The sequence below is a fragment of the Acetomicrobium hydrogeniformans ATCC BAA-1850 genome, from assembly GCF_000160455.2.
GTDB lineage: Bacteria > Synergistota > Synergistia > Synergistales > Acetomicrobiaceae > Acetomicrobium > Acetomicrobium thermoterrenum.
On sequence record NZ_ACJX03000001.1, the window covers coordinates 50,854 to 64,176 of the forward strand.

Here is a 13,323-nt window from a genome sequence, read left to right on the forward strand (position 1 = left end):
CGATAGTGTAAAACAGGCATGAGATCCGACGGAGCCTTATTGTATCAGCACCTTCAAACTTGAATATCGGTACTCTAAAGAACTTATTTTTTGCATTTCAAAAAATTAGCTTAAAATTCAAGATTCAAGATCTGACCCCAGGTAGTTTGATTCCCTTATCTTCATCTCTTACGCCAGCCGATTTATCCTTACAGAAGAGGATCTTTAGTGTGTTAATCATTATGCGGATATCTAAAAGCAAGGAGTAGTTTCTAATGTAAAGGAGGTCATACTTTGCTTTATTATCCGGTTTAGTTGTGTACCTGCCAAGGATCTGGGCAAGGCCGGTTATTCCTGCCTTCACGAGGACTCTGTACTTGAACTCCTCAATCTCCTCGTTGAATTGCTCGACAAAATGAGGCCTTTCGGGCCTGGGTCCCACTATGCTCATTTCTCCCTTCAATACGTTTATAAGCTGTGGAAGCTCGTCAAGCCTTGTGGCCCTCAAAAACCTGCCAACTTTTAATATCCTAGGATCGTTCTCCATGGCAAGCACGGGGCCGGTGTATTTTTCCGCATCAACTACCATGGTCCGGAACTTATAAATCTCAAATATCCTGTTGTTTTCAGTGATCCTTTTCTGCCTGTAGAATACGGGGCCTCTGTCTTCAAGCTTTATCATCAAGGCAATGATTAAAAAAAGCGGAGAGGTTAAAATCAATCCTATGGCAGACAAAACCACGTCCATAACCCTTTTCATCACTCTTTGCTCAAATGAAAGACCCAGCGGTTCTACCTTGAGAAGCAAAACGTCGCCATGGTTTTTCGTTTTCGAGTTCATCATTGCTATCTCTAAAAGTCCAGGCACTATATATATTACCTTATCCTTCACGGAACAATATTTAATCAAGTCGAGCTTGTCGTTGTAAGGGATATTGGAATCTACATAAACTTTATCAACATAATCTATTAAATAATATGTGTTATTATTCACTGAGCCGAGGGCATATTCTATGTGATTTTCTCCAGTGTCTCTAGTGAAACTATCAGCAAGTAAGTTAGAGTTTTCACCGGGGGCAATAATCAATATTTTTTGTTGTTTTTTAGTGCGTTTTATAATGCTCAGGATTAAAATCTTTGTAATTAAAATGAACACACATTGTGTTATAAAACCGATTATGAAAATGCTCCTGGGAAAGCTGAAGCCTCTGCTTAAAAACATGATTGCCAAGGTAAGAGTATCTATCAAAAATAATGAAGCCACGATTATGATTACGTTCTCATACAATGATTTTTTAGCAGTTGATGTAATGTTAAAAATGTAAAATATGACTGCCGACGTCAGCACTATGTAAGGAATGTTTTGGTAAAAGGGGATTAAGTTAATTAAAGGCGGATGGCTTCCGAACCTAATAAAATAAGATAAATATAACCCTCCTACTGCTATGAGAACGTAGAGGATGAATTCAAATATCTTGAGAAAACTCCCATCACTTTTCGGCCTCGAAATACGCATTTGACTTCCTCCCGCTTAAAAAGCGAAGGTGCCATTCTTAACCCCACAGAATGCACCAACAAGGAACACAATTTACAATTGCAATTATAGCATTTACCCATATATACCATATATAATCGAGATTATATATCACACAGAAAGTCTTGTTTCAACCTTTGCATGACTCGTTTAACTTGTCTCTGCAAACTATTGCCCATAAATCTCGTGACAAATCTACCTACTGCCTACAGTGATGCTACCTTGCTTTTCAGTTGTCTTTTTGGCACAATCCCTTTTCTTACATATTATCTGATGCTGCTATAGACCACCTCATCACGCATCATCTTGAACGCTACCTTTGCCCCTTTCCGGCAGTGCTGCAGCGATGCCACACAAGGCCCAGAAAAGAAAGCCGATCTTTTGTCTGGCGGCAAATATACTCCCTGCCATGCTATAAATCATGATAGCTATGATTGTGGTAAGGACTGCCGCGTAAAGATACTTATTTTCGCCTTTGCAGCCTTTAAGTTTTCTCCAGGCAAGCCATGCACAGCGAAGCATCAAGCCCATGACGACGATAAGAAGCGGAAAACCTCCATAAGTCAGCAGCTGAAGGTACATGTTATGGGGCTCAAGGGGAATGGCTGATCCCGATATCGGTTTTAATTCATTCATCAAATATAATGTCTGGTATCTGATCCACCCCCACCCCGTGAAGGGTTTTTCAGAGATCAGATGCACAGTTTGCTCCCATATGTCCCAGCGTCTATTTGTAAATTCAGATAAATCCCCCGAGAAAGAAAGTAATTGAGATATCTCTCGTTTAAAGCGGCCTAAATAATCCGGCTGATTGAAGGCAAACAGCCCCGCCAGGAGAACCGTAATTAAAAGGGGAATCAATAACCCCTTAAATAAACCGTATTTCCCTGGGCGGGCTATTATCAAGAAAAGCAAGATCTCTATCCCGCCTACCAGCCAGGGACCGGAGCTGAAACTTAGAAAGAGCACTGTTAAATTAAGGACAACCGTCAAAAAAGAAATGACGTTTAGCAGCCTGCTGTCGTATCTTCGAACTGCAAAGTTAAGTGACATAGGAAGAGCCACTATGGCATACAAACCAACGGTATTTATATTTGAAATAACGGTGATATCAAACACCTTGCCAGCCTGCAAAATATATGCTGCAAATATCAGGACGCTTGAAGCCCACCACACCTTTTGAAAACGCCCTGTACCTTCTTTAGCCACGACGGACGCCGTCAACCATAAGCCAAAGACGGCCTCCAAAGGGTTTGATACCCCCTTGCCAAAATGGTACCATCCGTAAAAGTTAAGCAGCGTGGTAAAAACAGACCATATTATCATTATATATATAATGATTTTAACCGCAGGGTCCAAAACAGGCCTTCGTAGCTCCGAGCTTTGAAGGATAAACAGACCGACTATCCCGATGATGCATAAAAGCCAACCAAAATACCTGGGAATGGGACCCCAAGGATCGAAAAAGAGGGAAAAGTAAAACCCAAAAGCAATTAAAGACATTGGCCACGAGGCGGTTTTAGCAAGGGATTCATTCATCGTTTCATCCTCCATTATGTCAGATAATTAGTATCACTTAAGCACATAAAGAAACAGGGCATAAAGGGCCAAAATATTTTATCACATATCACAAAAGAAAAGTCCATAGCGCCTATAGAAAATTTGAGCGACACACCTTTATTTAAACCCTGTATAATAAAACAGTAACCCAAAGATCGGGAGGTTGTTACTGTGAGTGAAGACATAAAAAAGCAGATAAGACATTTTTACGGAGAGATAGCCAAAAACGCAAAAGAGGGAAATTCCTGCTGTTGCAGCGGCTCATGCTGCGGGCCCATCGCAAACGCACCGCTCATTTACGGCGAAGAGTTTCTTGAGGGTCTGCCCGAGGAAGCCTTGATGGCCTCTCAGGGGTGTGCCAATCCGCTGGTATTTGCCGATCTAAAGGAAGGCGACGTGGTGCTCGATTTGGGAAGCGGCGGCGGTATCGACGCATTTTTGGCAGCAAAGATCGTCGGAGACAGCGGAAAGGTTTACGGCCTTGACATGACGGACGACATGCTTGCCCTAGCCGAGGAAAACAGGAAAAAGGCGGGCCTTACGAACGTGGAGTTTATTAAAGGCTACATCGAAGATATCCCCCTGCCCGATGAATCCGTCGACGTGGTCATTTCAAACTGCGTCGTGAACCTGTCGGAGGACAAGGAGAAGGTCTTCAGGGAAATTTACAGGGTCATAAAGAAGGGCGGCCACCTGTCCATAGCAGACATAGTTACTTTAAAGGAGGTGCCCGACCGCGTCAGACAAATTACGGATCTTTGGGTGTCATGCATAGCCGGCTCCATGCCCGTCGACGAATTGAACAAAACGCTCGCCCACGTCGGCTTTAAGGACATCACGATTTCCCTGGAACACGTGTATACCAAAGACGTGATAAAATCCATGCTCGGAGACGAGGCAAAGATCGATTCTGCCGATTTCGACCTGCTCGACGGGGCCTTCGGCAGCGCCGTGATAAAGGCCGTTAAATAAGCAGGGCTTGACATAAGGGGAGATCGGGATGTATCTCCCCCGATTTTTTTTACCCCAGCGCCACATCCAAGACCATCATTATGGCAACCCCGAGCATAATAGCCTGCTGGTGACGTTGGTTTCACCGCTGCGCCGTGCTTCGGGGATGACCTACTCGACTGCCACTTGCATGTATAATAAAAACATGGAATTAAAAGATCAAAAGGGGAGAAAAGCAAATTGAGAAGCATGGTTCGCATCGATGAGAACCTCATAAAAAATGCCGTTTTTACGACATTAGGAAATATGAAAGAAATTGCCGGAGTTTACCTCTTTGGTTCTGCCCTTGGGTTGTGCCGACCCGACAGCGATATAGATATCGGCCTGGTCATAAAACCGCTTTACGGCAAGCCGGACAAATATTATTTAGACATAGCCCTTGCCGTAGAGACAGGCCTTGACCCCATCGATGGGCACCCCTTCCAGGTGGTCCCCTTAAACATAACGGACTGCATCTTCGCCTTTAACGTCATCAGAAAGGGGCGGTTAATTCACGAGCCGGACCATGAGGTGGTGACCGATTTCATGGAGATGATAAGCCGTCGATACAGTGAAAATTATCCGCGTTACATCAAATATCTAAAGGAAATAGTGGGTGCATAATGATGACTCTCGATACGGAACGGGTCAGAAGAAAGATAGCCTATTACTAGCAAACCCCTTGGAGTCTACCGCTTATTTAGTGGTTTTTGTAATGGTAGGCCCTCAATCATATGAGTAATTAAAATATGCATAATTAAAAGAAAGACTTTAATAATACAGTCAAATCATAGTGATATAATCGTAAAGAGCTGGTACCCTATCTTTAAATACTGGAACTTTTGTTCTTGCTTCAAGAACTTTGTCTGGATCAATGTCGACGAAATATAAACCTTCTTTGCTCCCAGCATCTAACAAAACTTCACCCCACGGATCGACGACCAGTGACCTCCCATCAAAGGTATTTTCCGTCGTGATTCCGCACCTATTACATGATATAACGAATACTTGATTTTCTATGGCCCTCGCTTTAAGCAGTATTTCCCAATGCTTGGCCCGTGCAGATGGCCATTCGGCACTTATGAAAAGGAGTTTCACCCCCTTTAAGGCATAACATCTCATCCATTCGCAGAAGCGCAGGTCGTAGCATATTACACATCCTGCACTTACGCCTTCCCAGTCGAATATGCAATCCCTATCTCCCACCGCAAGATATTTGTCTTCTTCCATCAATGGGAACAAATGCACTTTATCATAAAAGGCAATCAACTTGCCTTGCGGATCTATTACCTGAGCTCTGTTCGTAACGCCTCTTTCTGTTTTGGCCAAGGTGGAACCACCGATGAACCAAACGCCGTATTTCCTTGCTAATTCTCCCAAAAAAGAGGCGGTCTCGTTTCCTTCAACTGAGGCAAGCATGTTAGCTTTTTCCAAGGCATAACCGGTATCCCAAAGTTCTGGAAGTACGATCGCTGTCGGCAATTCAGATGGAACCCATGACCTTTCTATCCATTCTTTTACGCGTATGAAGTTTGCTTCTCTATTACCCACTTGAACGTCAAGTTGCAATACTCCTACTCGAAGCATAGTTTCCCCCTCGCTTTTATCTGGCAAAATTTGGACTTCGTAATTCTTCACTTAACCTATAGCATTTACCGTAAATAAAACTTTATTTTAACGTCTATCCCAGCGCCACATCCAAAATCATCATCACGGTAAACCCGAGCATCGCGGCCATAGTGGTGATGTTGGTTTCACCGCTACGCTGTGCTTCGGGGATGACCTCTTCGACCACCACGAATATCATCGCTCCTGCTGCAAAGGCAAGCGCGTAGGGAAGTATGGGCTGGGCGATCATGACGGCCCAGGCGCCTATGACGCCTGCGATGGGTTCGACCATCGCCGACATTTGACCCATCATAAAGCATTTTCTGGGGGAAACGCCCTCGCGGCGCAAGGGCATGGATACGGCAAATCCTTCAGGGAAATTCTGAAGGCCGATGCCCAACGCCAAAGATACGGCTCCGGCCAGCGATGCCGTGGGCAGCCCGTACGCGAGCGCGCCAAAGGCGACGCCAACGGCGAGGCCTTCGGGGATGTTATGTAGCGTTATGGCTAGCACTAGTAAGGTGCTGCGCCGCCACGATGTTGGGATTCCCTCGGCATCGGTCCTTTCCAACCCTATGTGAAGGTGGGGAAGGACCATGTCGATGGCCCTCATGAAGACTCCGCCGGCCAAAAACCCCACGGCAGGCGGAATCCACGAGGGAATGGGCTTTCCTTCGGACATCTCGATGGCGGGCGCAAGCAGAGACCAGTAGCTTGCCGCTATCATGACGCCCCCGGCAAAGGCAAGCATGCTGTCAAGCAGCTTTTTGCTCACCTCTTTGGTCAAAAAGACCGCCGAAGCACCAAGGGCCGTAACACCCCAGGTAAAAAGCGTCGCCAATAACGCCTGCACAATAGGGTTTAAGTTGATAAAAGCCTGAGCCAGGTTCACAGGTATCCTCCCCCATTCTCGAAGAGTCTGTTTCGTTTGACGTTACAAATATACCATGGCCAGCCAATTTAAAAAAGGTTTAGTTAAAGCAGAACGCGGACAGCATTTGTTTAATGTGTTTAAGGGGGCCATCCTTTTCAAATTGTTCCGTTGAACATAACAAACTGTATTTTCCCCTTCAACGTGATAAAACACAGGCGTTTGATCTAAGAACGAGACCATGGAATAATGACCAATTTCATAGAGGTCACAAGCCGTCGATAGGGGGAAATTATCCGCAGTGCATCGAATGCCTGAAGGAAATATTGTGAAAACAATAAACAATAATGTTAACATCCATGTTAACAAGCATGTTATAATATAGGCTGAAGATTACCTTATTTGGCAGTCGACGGAGGTGCTAATAATGGAAAAAGTAATAGGCGTAAACGAATTAAGGCCAAAGTTGGGCAAATATTTGGATGAGGCAGAAAAGGGCGAAACCTTCGTCATTTCATCAAGGTCAAAGTTAAAGGGTGTTTTGCTCAGTTATTCAAAATACAGGGAATTAAAAGAACTGACCGAAAAAGCAAGGCGGCTTGAAGTTTCCCTATTGGTCAACAAATTCAGAGACAGAGCCTCAAAGGCCGGACTGACCGAGGCAGATGTAGAGGAAGAGATCGAAAAAACAAGGAATTCGTGATGCGCATTGTAGTAGATACGAATGTGCTACTTTCAGGTTTCATAAGCAGGGAAAGTTATCCGGCCAATGTAATCGACAGTTGGATTGCCAAGAACTTTGAGCCTACAGTGAGCAGTGAGATCATTCAAGAATACTGCGAGGTCATGGTGAGAGATAAATTTTCGGCCCTGGGCACTACAGAAGAAAGGCTAAATCTAATTCACATGATGCTATCCTTTGAGCATGTAGTATTGGTAGACCCGAAAGAAAAAATCTGCTTGATCGAAGACGATCCTAAAGATAATATCTTCATAGAATGTGCCTTAGCCGGCGAATGCAAGTTCATCGTTTCTGGAGACCATCATCTGTTGAAATTGAAGGAATACAAAGATATTAAGATCGTAACAGCAAAAGAATTAATAACCACTTTGCAACTTCGGGTCTACCATTATAAAACCACTAAATGAACGGTAGGCCCTCACGGGCACGCCTGCACCACAGGACTTAAGCAGACCTGGCATGACATCGCATTGTCATGATTGTTAATATAATTGCTATAATGTCTTTAAAGAAAGAAGCTTAAGGGAGACATCAAAATGGATACAGATGCATTTACTGCAGGTTGGACTGAGAGGCTCGAGATCGAAAGAAAAAGCAGATGCAAACGAATGCGTGAAGCCTATATTGTTGCGCGCAAATGTGCGCACATACTTTACGACAAATACAGGGTCCGCAGAGTCTATCTGATCGGCTCTCTTGCCAATCCTGAGGATTTTCACGAAAGATCCGATATTGACCTCGCAGTCGAAGAGCTTCCGTCGCACCTCTATTTTAAGGCTCTTGCCGAACTTTGGCGTGAACTGCCCGCCGGCTTGGAGTTGGATTTGATTCCTCTAGAAGATGTCGACCCTGTTTTTTTGAGTCGAATATTAAAAGAAGGGGTAATTATTGATGACTAGATTTGCTGCGCTAAAAGCGGATATCGACCATGAATTACGCAACCTCAAAAGATTAGCCAAAGAATTAGACGACATACTTACAGCAACAAAAGAGGGGTCAATCGCAAGAACGCGTGCGGTCGGCAGCTTGCTTCATGACTTCTATACTGGAGTCGAAAAAATCTTTAGCCAAATTGCAATAAAGATAGACCAAGACTTACCTGCAGGCGAAGGTTGGCATATTCAACTGCTCAAAAGGATGACAATTCCAATAGAAGGGATCCGACCTCGAGTAATTGACGAAAAATTAGAAAATGATCTCGAAGAATACCTTCGTTTTCGCCATCTTTTTCGGAATATATACGGTTTTGAGCTAAAATGGGATAAATGCCAGCCTTTAGTTGAAAGATTGGATGATATTATTTGCGAATTGGAAGAACAGGTAGCTAAATTTGAATCTTTTTTGGATTCAATTACATAAAGCCCCCCTTTAAAGTAGCCCCCACAGGGCTAGGATTCAAATATTGTCTGTTCGGATATATCTGCCTGGAGTGTGTCCTTGGGGTCAGGTCTTTAATCTTGAAAATACAATTTAACGTACTTATATCTATCGCAGCTATGTGTTGGCATCATGGTGATAATTACAAAAAGAGTAATTGTAACCAGCGTGGTCATTTTTGATGTATGGACTGAAATTTTTCAAACATACAACATATCTCGTAGGTTTACCTTGGGAAATACATTTGCCCCAGGGGTGGGCATACAATATCGTTAACGAAAACTATATCAAATATGACCGCTGCATATTCAAGTTTTATGTGCTTAAAATTAGTATTTGTTAAATCAAAGGAATAACAAACAATGAAGAAAATCAAAAATAAAGACCTGACCCCCACGGGCAGGCTCAAGTTTAGGAATTGCTGTCCTCTTGTTTTAAGATTACACTAACGGTGGAATAATGAAGGCCTAAAAACCTTGCAACTTCGGTTTGCGTGTAACCGTGTACGCGGACTGCCTCATAAATTTTGCCGTTTCGCTCACGCTTATCATCAATCTTAATATTGGCAAACAGCTCCTTCAAAGTTGGACGTGCTGCCTTTCTTTGATAGATCGGATACTCGTTATCCTGTTGGTAGTTGTCTAACAAAGGCTTCACAGCATCAAGAAAATTTTCGCTGCCAAGCACTACCCCGCCTTTGAGTTCTTCCCACGGGCCTGTTTTGCCATCATTTGCCACGAAAGCCCGATATAGCTGTCTTGCCCGCTCGCTGTTTTTGTCAAATTGATCCAGCAACCAGCTAGTATACAAAAAGGGTGGAGCGCTTTCAATCCCCGCTGTCGCCCTGTAGCTACTCCATGGCCACTCCTCTGGTCGCTTTACGAATCCCGCCCTCACGGGATTCAGCACAATATACCGAGTCAACTCAAGCAAATGACTTTCACGCTCGACCAGTATAGACTTATACCTGCCCTGCAGTACATGACCAACTCGATCGTGATTGCGATTAAAATATATCGTATACACACAATTGAGGTAATGCATCCCCTTTGAAATGTTAGCGTCCGGTGTTTCAATTAAAAGGTGGTAATGGTTATCCATTAAACAGTAAGCATGACATAGCCAATTGTATCGCTCGATGGTCTTGCCAAGCATACCCAAAAACATCGTGCGATCCTTGGCGTCGAGGAAAACGTCGTTTCTCGCGTTTCCGCGACAGGTAATGTGATATATTGCCCCCTCGAATTGAACCCTCAATGGTCGTGCCATGTATCAAATATACTACATATTTTACTTTTGTACATACATGAACACTACGAAAGTTGATCATTGTGTGTTACGAATTTATTCTGGCGCTGAGTAAAGGAAGTATTCAAAAATAAAGACCTGACCCCGCCATTGTTTATTCAGGCCGAAACCTTATGACTTTGCCAAAATTCTATAGCAAAGGCCGCGAATATTCCGACGAAAAGCCCAAGAACACCCGCTACGGCGACCATGAGCGTGCGTTTTGGAGAAACACGCTGGGGGTCGATGGTCGGTTCCTGGACGATTCTTAGACCAGATATATTTGCTTTTTGCGCCTCTAAATCCTTTTGCTTTATAGCCAATTTATTATCTTGAAGATCTAGATTTTTGGACTTTATATCTAAATTTGCTAATCTAACATCAATATCGGCTAATTGAAGATCTAAATTTGCCAATTGCATTTCTAAGTCTTTTATTTCCTGCTGTAATTGTTGTTTTAGAATGTAGTTGTCTTCCAATGTCAGATTAAGTCGATCGATTTGGGTTAAATTTTCCTGAATTGTATTTGAATACAGTAATAGTGACATAGAATCGGTTGGATTATGTTCTTTAGCCAACACTGCATCTCGCTGTTTAATAAAATGTAGCATTTACGGCTGCTTTATGTAAATAAAAATTTTGTACTTTATCGAGAAAAATGGAAAAATATTCTTTTGCCCTCTCCGGTTCTGAAGAATCGATATTAACAAATATATAATTAGTTCTTTCTTGAACATTAGTTTTGATATCAAATTGGTTCTGCGGATCTTGGTAATCCCAGGTCAACTGAGTTAATATTTCATAATGAAAAGGGTTTTGCGAAATGAGCCTTTCGATGTTTTCTGGCGTATCTATCGCCTTCTCACGCCAAATTAAAGCATCGCGCACAGGTTCTTGTTCGTAGATCTGTCCCGGAGCCACTACCGCCGAAACCCTGTAAACCGGTTTCATAATGTATGAAGCCGCAATCGTAACAATTACAACCACCAAAAACACGCCTACGATAAGCTTTTTTCTCTTCAAAAGGACCTGTATAAGTTGATAAAGGTCAATTTCGTCCTCATAGTAGGGCTCGCGCTCATGATGCTCGTTTAATTCATTATCCATTCCCTTCACCTCAATATTCCGCTTTATATATAAAATCAATGTCTATAGTTTACAAAATCTCCCTTAAAAAGTCCACAGATGCTCCTGAGGACTCTCGAGCTTTGCCGCTATAAAACCGTTTTGCATGCTCGACCAACAGGGCGTGATATTCCTGGTAAAGAGTGACATCCCCGGGCAGGTTTGACTCAAACAGATTTTTAAGTTCCATGTAGCCTGCTTTTCTTTCGGCAAGGCCCAAGGAAGTAACGATCCGCTTCGTGTAGGCATCTACGACGAACTCAGGGCGTTTGTAGGCGTAAAGCAAGATAGAATCGGCCGTCTCGTTTCCAACGCCTTTGACGGACATAAGCTCCTTTCTGGATGGCGTCCTCCCCTTCAATCCCACGAAAAAGTCGGCCATTTCCCTCAAATAAATCGCCTTCTGGTTGAAAAACCCTGCGGGCCTTATGGCCGATTTAAGCGCGCCCAAGCTTAAGGCAAGGATTTTATGAGGGTTCAGCGCTTCGATGCGCCTCAAATTTTCAAGCGCCCTCTCAACCGACGTCCAGGCAGTGTTTTGCGTGAGCACCGCCCCTGCGATGATCTCAAAGGTCTCTTCTTCGTTTTTGGGAACTCCGTAATCTCCGGCGTGGTAACTTCCTGCAACGGGCCACCACCCCTGTGGGCCGTAAGCATCAAGCAAAGCTTCGTAAATCGCAATTATCCCCTTGTCCATAGCATTATTCTACCAAATCCAACGGCAGGCCAAACTTATGATACGTAAAATATTTGTAGGATATTTTTAAGGGAAAAAATAAAGGGATCGCGAACTTATCCGCTGATAGACAGAATAAACAAATGTAGTTAAAATACGGTAAATAAAGGAGGTATGGACTTATGAATTTTCAGGAGAACACATTGGCCCTAATCTGCGGAGGAGGACCCGCACCGGGCATCAACAACGTAATAGCTTCAGTCACTATAGAGGCTCGCAACAACGGTTGGGACGTCTTGGGCATCTGCGACGGATTTTCAAGCCTTGCTACGGCCAACAAAAAGGTCATCCCCCTTACCATCGACAAGGTCAGCCGCATCCACAAGGAAGGCGGAAGTATCATAAGAACCTCCAGATTTAACCCCACCAAAAGCGAGGCGACCATGCGCACCGTCGTGGAAAACCTAGTAGACCTGGGCGTTACCCACATCGTCACCATCGGCGGGGACGACACGGCCTACGCTGCCTACAAGGTCTCGGAGTTCGCTAGAGAAAGGCTGGGGTTAAACATCCACTTCGTCCACGTCCCCAAAACCATAGATAACGACCTGCCTTTGCCGGAAGGGCTGCCCACCTTCGGCTTTGAGACGGCCAGGGCACTGGGTGCGGAACTGGTGATGAACCTCATGGAAGACGCAAAGACCATGGGACGCTGGTTTCTGGTGGTTACCATGGGACGTTCCAGCGGGCACTTGGCCTTAGGTATAGGCAAAAGCGCAAGCGCCACACTCACAATCATACCAGAGGAATTTGAAAGCGAAACCATAAGCCTCCAACACGTCATCGACATAATGAGCTGCGCCATCATAAAAAGGCTCGCCCTCGAGAAAGATCACGGCCTCATTGTAGCCGCCGAGGGCCTGATATCGAAGGTGTCCTCACAGGAACTTGCGGCCATCGACTGCATCGAAAAAGACGACTTCGGCCACGTCCGATACGCCGAGATCAACTTCTCCGACGTCTTAAAAAAGCAGCTCAACTCCGAGCTAAAAAAGATGGGCATTCCCATATCGGTCCAAAACAAGGAGATAGGCTACGAGGTAAGATGCGCTCCCCCAAACCCCTTCGACGTAGAATACACCAGAAACCTGGGCTATGGCGCCTTTAAATTCCTCGTCGAGGGCGGCTCCAACGCTGTAATTGCCATCCAAAACAACGAGCTCAACCCCATCAAATTCGAGGACATCGTGGATCCCGAGACGGGCAAGATGAAGATAAGGCTCGTCGATACCGACTCTTTACAGTATCGCATCGCAAGAAAATACATGATACGCCTGGAGCGGCGCGACTTGGAATCGGAATTCCTTTTAAACAAGATGTCGCGCATCGCCAACATGACGCCGCAGCAGTTCGTGGAAAAATACGGATATGTGGCGGGGCTGTAATACGTCGATAATGCTACTTAAGGTGATATATTGTCAATTTTAAGAAACGTATCAGGCTCATATCGGCAGGTAATAATATACGAACATTTTTCGTCGGGCGAAACTAAAGGAAAAAACGACATATCCTTT

Annotated in this window: 15 protein-coding genes; 7 read left to right on the forward strand and 8 right to left on the reverse strand. The window is 44.4% G+C overall.

The window, feature by feature from the left end:
- Positions 1-124: 124 nt before the first annotated feature.
- Positions 125-1,495, reverse strand: a complete 1,371-nt coding sequence (locus HMPREF1705_RS00320; RefSeq protein WP_009200717.1) for a sugar transferase — start codon at positions 1,493-1,495, stop codon at positions 125-127.
- Between the two features lie 312 nt (positions 1,496-1,807).
- Complete coding sequence (locus HMPREF1705_RS00325) at positions 1,808-3,052, reverse strand: O-antigen ligase family protein (RefSeq protein WP_111089516.1); 1,245 nt, start codon at positions 3,050-3,052, stop codon at positions 1,808-1,810.
- A gap of 192 nt (positions 3,053-3,244) precedes the next feature.
- Here HMPREF1705_RS00325 and arsM point away from each other — a divergent pair, with 192 nt between their 5' ends.
- Positions 3,245-4,045 (forward strand): arsenite methyltransferase, encoded by an 801-nt coding sequence (gene arsM / locus HMPREF1705_RS00330; RefSeq protein ID WP_009200715.1) that lies wholly within the window; start codon positions 3,245-3,247, stop codon positions 4,043-4,045.
- A gap of 228 nt (positions 4,046-4,273) precedes the next feature.
- Entirely contained in the window at positions 4,274-4,687 is a 414-nt protein-coding gene (locus HMPREF1705_RS00340) for a nucleotidyltransferase domain-containing protein (protein WP_242603586.1), read from the forward strand.
- Between the two features lie 159 nt (positions 4,688-4,846).
- Here HMPREF1705_RS00340 and HMPREF1705_RS00345 read toward each other — a convergent pair whose 3' ends face one another.
- Positions 4,847-5,650 (reverse strand): carbon-nitrogen family hydrolase, encoded by an 804-nt coding sequence (locus HMPREF1705_RS00345; RefSeq protein ID WP_040347877.1) that lies wholly within the window; start codon positions 5,648-5,650, stop codon positions 4,847-4,849.
- Positions 5,651-5,744: 94 nt separating this feature from the next.
- Entirely contained in the window at positions 5,745-6,563 is an 819-nt protein-coding gene (locus tag HMPREF1705_RS00350; RefSeq protein WP_009200710.1) for a ZIP family metal transporter, read from the reverse strand.
- A gap of 406 nt (positions 6,564-6,969) precedes the next feature.
- On the opposite strand from HMPREF1705_RS00350, the gene HMPREF1705_RS00355 reads away from it, so the two are divergent.
- The 4 genes from HMPREF1705_RS00355 (at position 6,970) to HMPREF1705_RS00370 (ending at position 8,643) form a co-directional block, all read left to right on the forward strand.
- Positions 6,970-7,245: a type II toxin-antitoxin system Phd/YefM family antitoxin gene (locus HMPREF1705_RS00355; protein WP_009200709.1), complete on the forward strand. Its 276-nt coding sequence runs from the start codon at positions 6,970-6,972 to the stop codon at positions 7,243-7,245.
- Positions 7,245-7,691, forward strand: a complete 447-nt coding sequence (locus HMPREF1705_RS00360) for a putative toxin-antitoxin system toxin component, PIN family (RefSeq protein WP_009200708.1) — start codon at positions 7,245-7,247, stop codon at positions 7,689-7,691. Before HMPREF1705_RS00355 ends, HMPREF1705_RS00360 begins: the two co-directional genes overlap by 1 nt.
- A 129-nt stretch (positions 7,692-7,820) precedes the next feature.
- Entirely contained in the window at positions 7,821-8,183 is a 363-nt protein-coding gene (locus HMPREF1705_RS00365; protein WP_009200707.1) for a nucleotidyltransferase family protein, read from the forward strand.
- Positions 8,176-8,643, forward strand: coding sequence for a ribonuclease toxin HepT-like protein (locus tag HMPREF1705_RS00370; protein ID WP_009200706.1), 468 nt, complete (start codon positions 8,176-8,178; stop codon positions 8,641-8,643). The genes HMPREF1705_RS00365 and HMPREF1705_RS00370 overlap by 8 nt, the downstream gene beginning before the upstream one ends.
- 429 nt (positions 8,644-9,072) lie before the next feature.
- Here HMPREF1705_RS00370 and HMPREF1705_RS00380 read toward each other — a convergent pair whose 3' ends face one another.
- From HMPREF1705_RS00380 to HMPREF1705_RS00395, 4 genes are all read right to left on the reverse strand, one after another.
- Entirely contained in the window at positions 9,073-9,930 is an 858-nt protein-coding gene (locus HMPREF1705_RS00380; RefSeq protein ID WP_009200704.1) for an REP-associated tyrosine transposase, read from the reverse strand.
- A gap of 137 nt (positions 9,931-10,067) precedes the next feature.
- Entirely contained in the window at positions 10,068-10,526 is a 459-nt protein-coding gene (locus tag HMPREF1705_RS00385) for a GNVR domain-containing protein (RefSeq protein ID WP_165588952.1), read from the reverse strand.
- 16 nt (positions 10,527-10,542) lie between these two features.
- On the reverse strand, positions 10,543-11,055 hold the full coding sequence (locus tag HMPREF1705_RS00390) for a Wzz/FepE/Etk N-terminal domain-containing protein (RefSeq protein WP_131725245.1): 513 nt from the start codon (positions 11,053-11,055) through the stop codon (positions 10,543-10,545).
- Positions 11,056-11,104: 49 nt separating this feature from the next.
- On the reverse strand, positions 11,105-11,770 hold the full coding sequence (locus tag HMPREF1705_RS00395) for an endonuclease III domain-containing protein (protein WP_057940627.1): 666 nt from the start codon (positions 11,768-11,770) through the stop codon (positions 11,105-11,107).
- A gap of 161 nt (positions 11,771-11,931) precedes the next feature.
- Here HMPREF1705_RS00395 and pfp point away from each other — a divergent pair, with 161 nt between their 5' ends.
- Positions 11,932-13,194: a diphosphate--fructose-6-phosphate 1-phosphotransferase gene (pfp, locus tag HMPREF1705_RS00400; RefSeq protein WP_057940628.1), complete on the forward strand. Its 1,263-nt coding sequence runs from the start codon at positions 11,932-11,934 to the stop codon at positions 13,192-13,194.
- The last annotated feature ends 129 nt before the right edge of the window (positions 13,195-13,323 follow it).

Excerpts from the sequence above, each read along its gene's own strand:
- HMPREF1705_RS00320 (WP_009200717.1), bottom strand. The coding sequence starts at position 1,495 with ATGCGTATTTCGAGGCCGAAAAGTGATGGGAGTTTTCTCAAGATATTT.
- HMPREF1705_RS00325 (WP_111089516.1), bottom strand. The coding sequence starts at position 3,052 with ATGAATGAATCCCTTGCTAAAACCGCCTCGTGGCCAATGTCTTTAATT.
- HMPREF1705_RS00340 (WP_242603586.1), top strand. The coding sequence starts at position 4,274 with ATGGTTCGCATCGATGAGAACCTCATAAAAAATGCCGTTTTTACGACA.
- HMPREF1705_RS00345 (WP_040347877.1), bottom strand. The coding sequence starts at position 5,650 with ATGCTTCGAGTAGGAGTATTGCAACTTGACGTTCAAGTGGGTAATAGA.
- HMPREF1705_RS00355 (WP_009200709.1), top strand. The coding sequence starts at position 6,970 with ATGGAAAAAGTAATAGGCGTAAACGAATTAAGGCCAAAGTTGGGCAAA.
- HMPREF1705_RS00360 (WP_009200708.1), top strand. The coding sequence starts at position 7,245 with ATGCGCATTGTAGTAGATACGAATGTGCTACTTTCAGGTTTCATAAGC.
- HMPREF1705_RS00365 (WP_009200707.1), top strand. The coding sequence starts at position 7,821 with ATGGATACAGATGCATTTACTGCAGGTTGGACTGAGAGGCTCGAGATC.
- HMPREF1705_RS00370 (WP_009200706.1), top strand. The coding sequence starts at position 8,176 with ATGACTAGATTTGCTGCGCTAAAAGCGGATATCGACCATGAATTACGC.
- HMPREF1705_RS00380 (WP_009200704.1), bottom strand. The coding sequence starts at position 9,930 with ATGGCACGACCATTGAGGGTTCAATTCGAGGGGGCAATATATCACATT.
- HMPREF1705_RS00390 (WP_131725245.1), bottom strand. The coding sequence starts at position 11,055 with ATGGATAATGAATTAAACGAGCATCATGAGCGCGAGCCCTACTATGAG.
- HMPREF1705_RS00395 (WP_057940627.1), bottom strand. The coding sequence starts at position 11,770 with ATGGACAAGGGGATAATTGCGATTTACGAAGCTTTGCTTGATGCTTAC.
- pfp (WP_057940628.1), top strand. The coding sequence starts at position 11,932 with ATGAATTTTCAGGAGAACACATTGGCCCTAATCTGCGGAGGAGGACCC.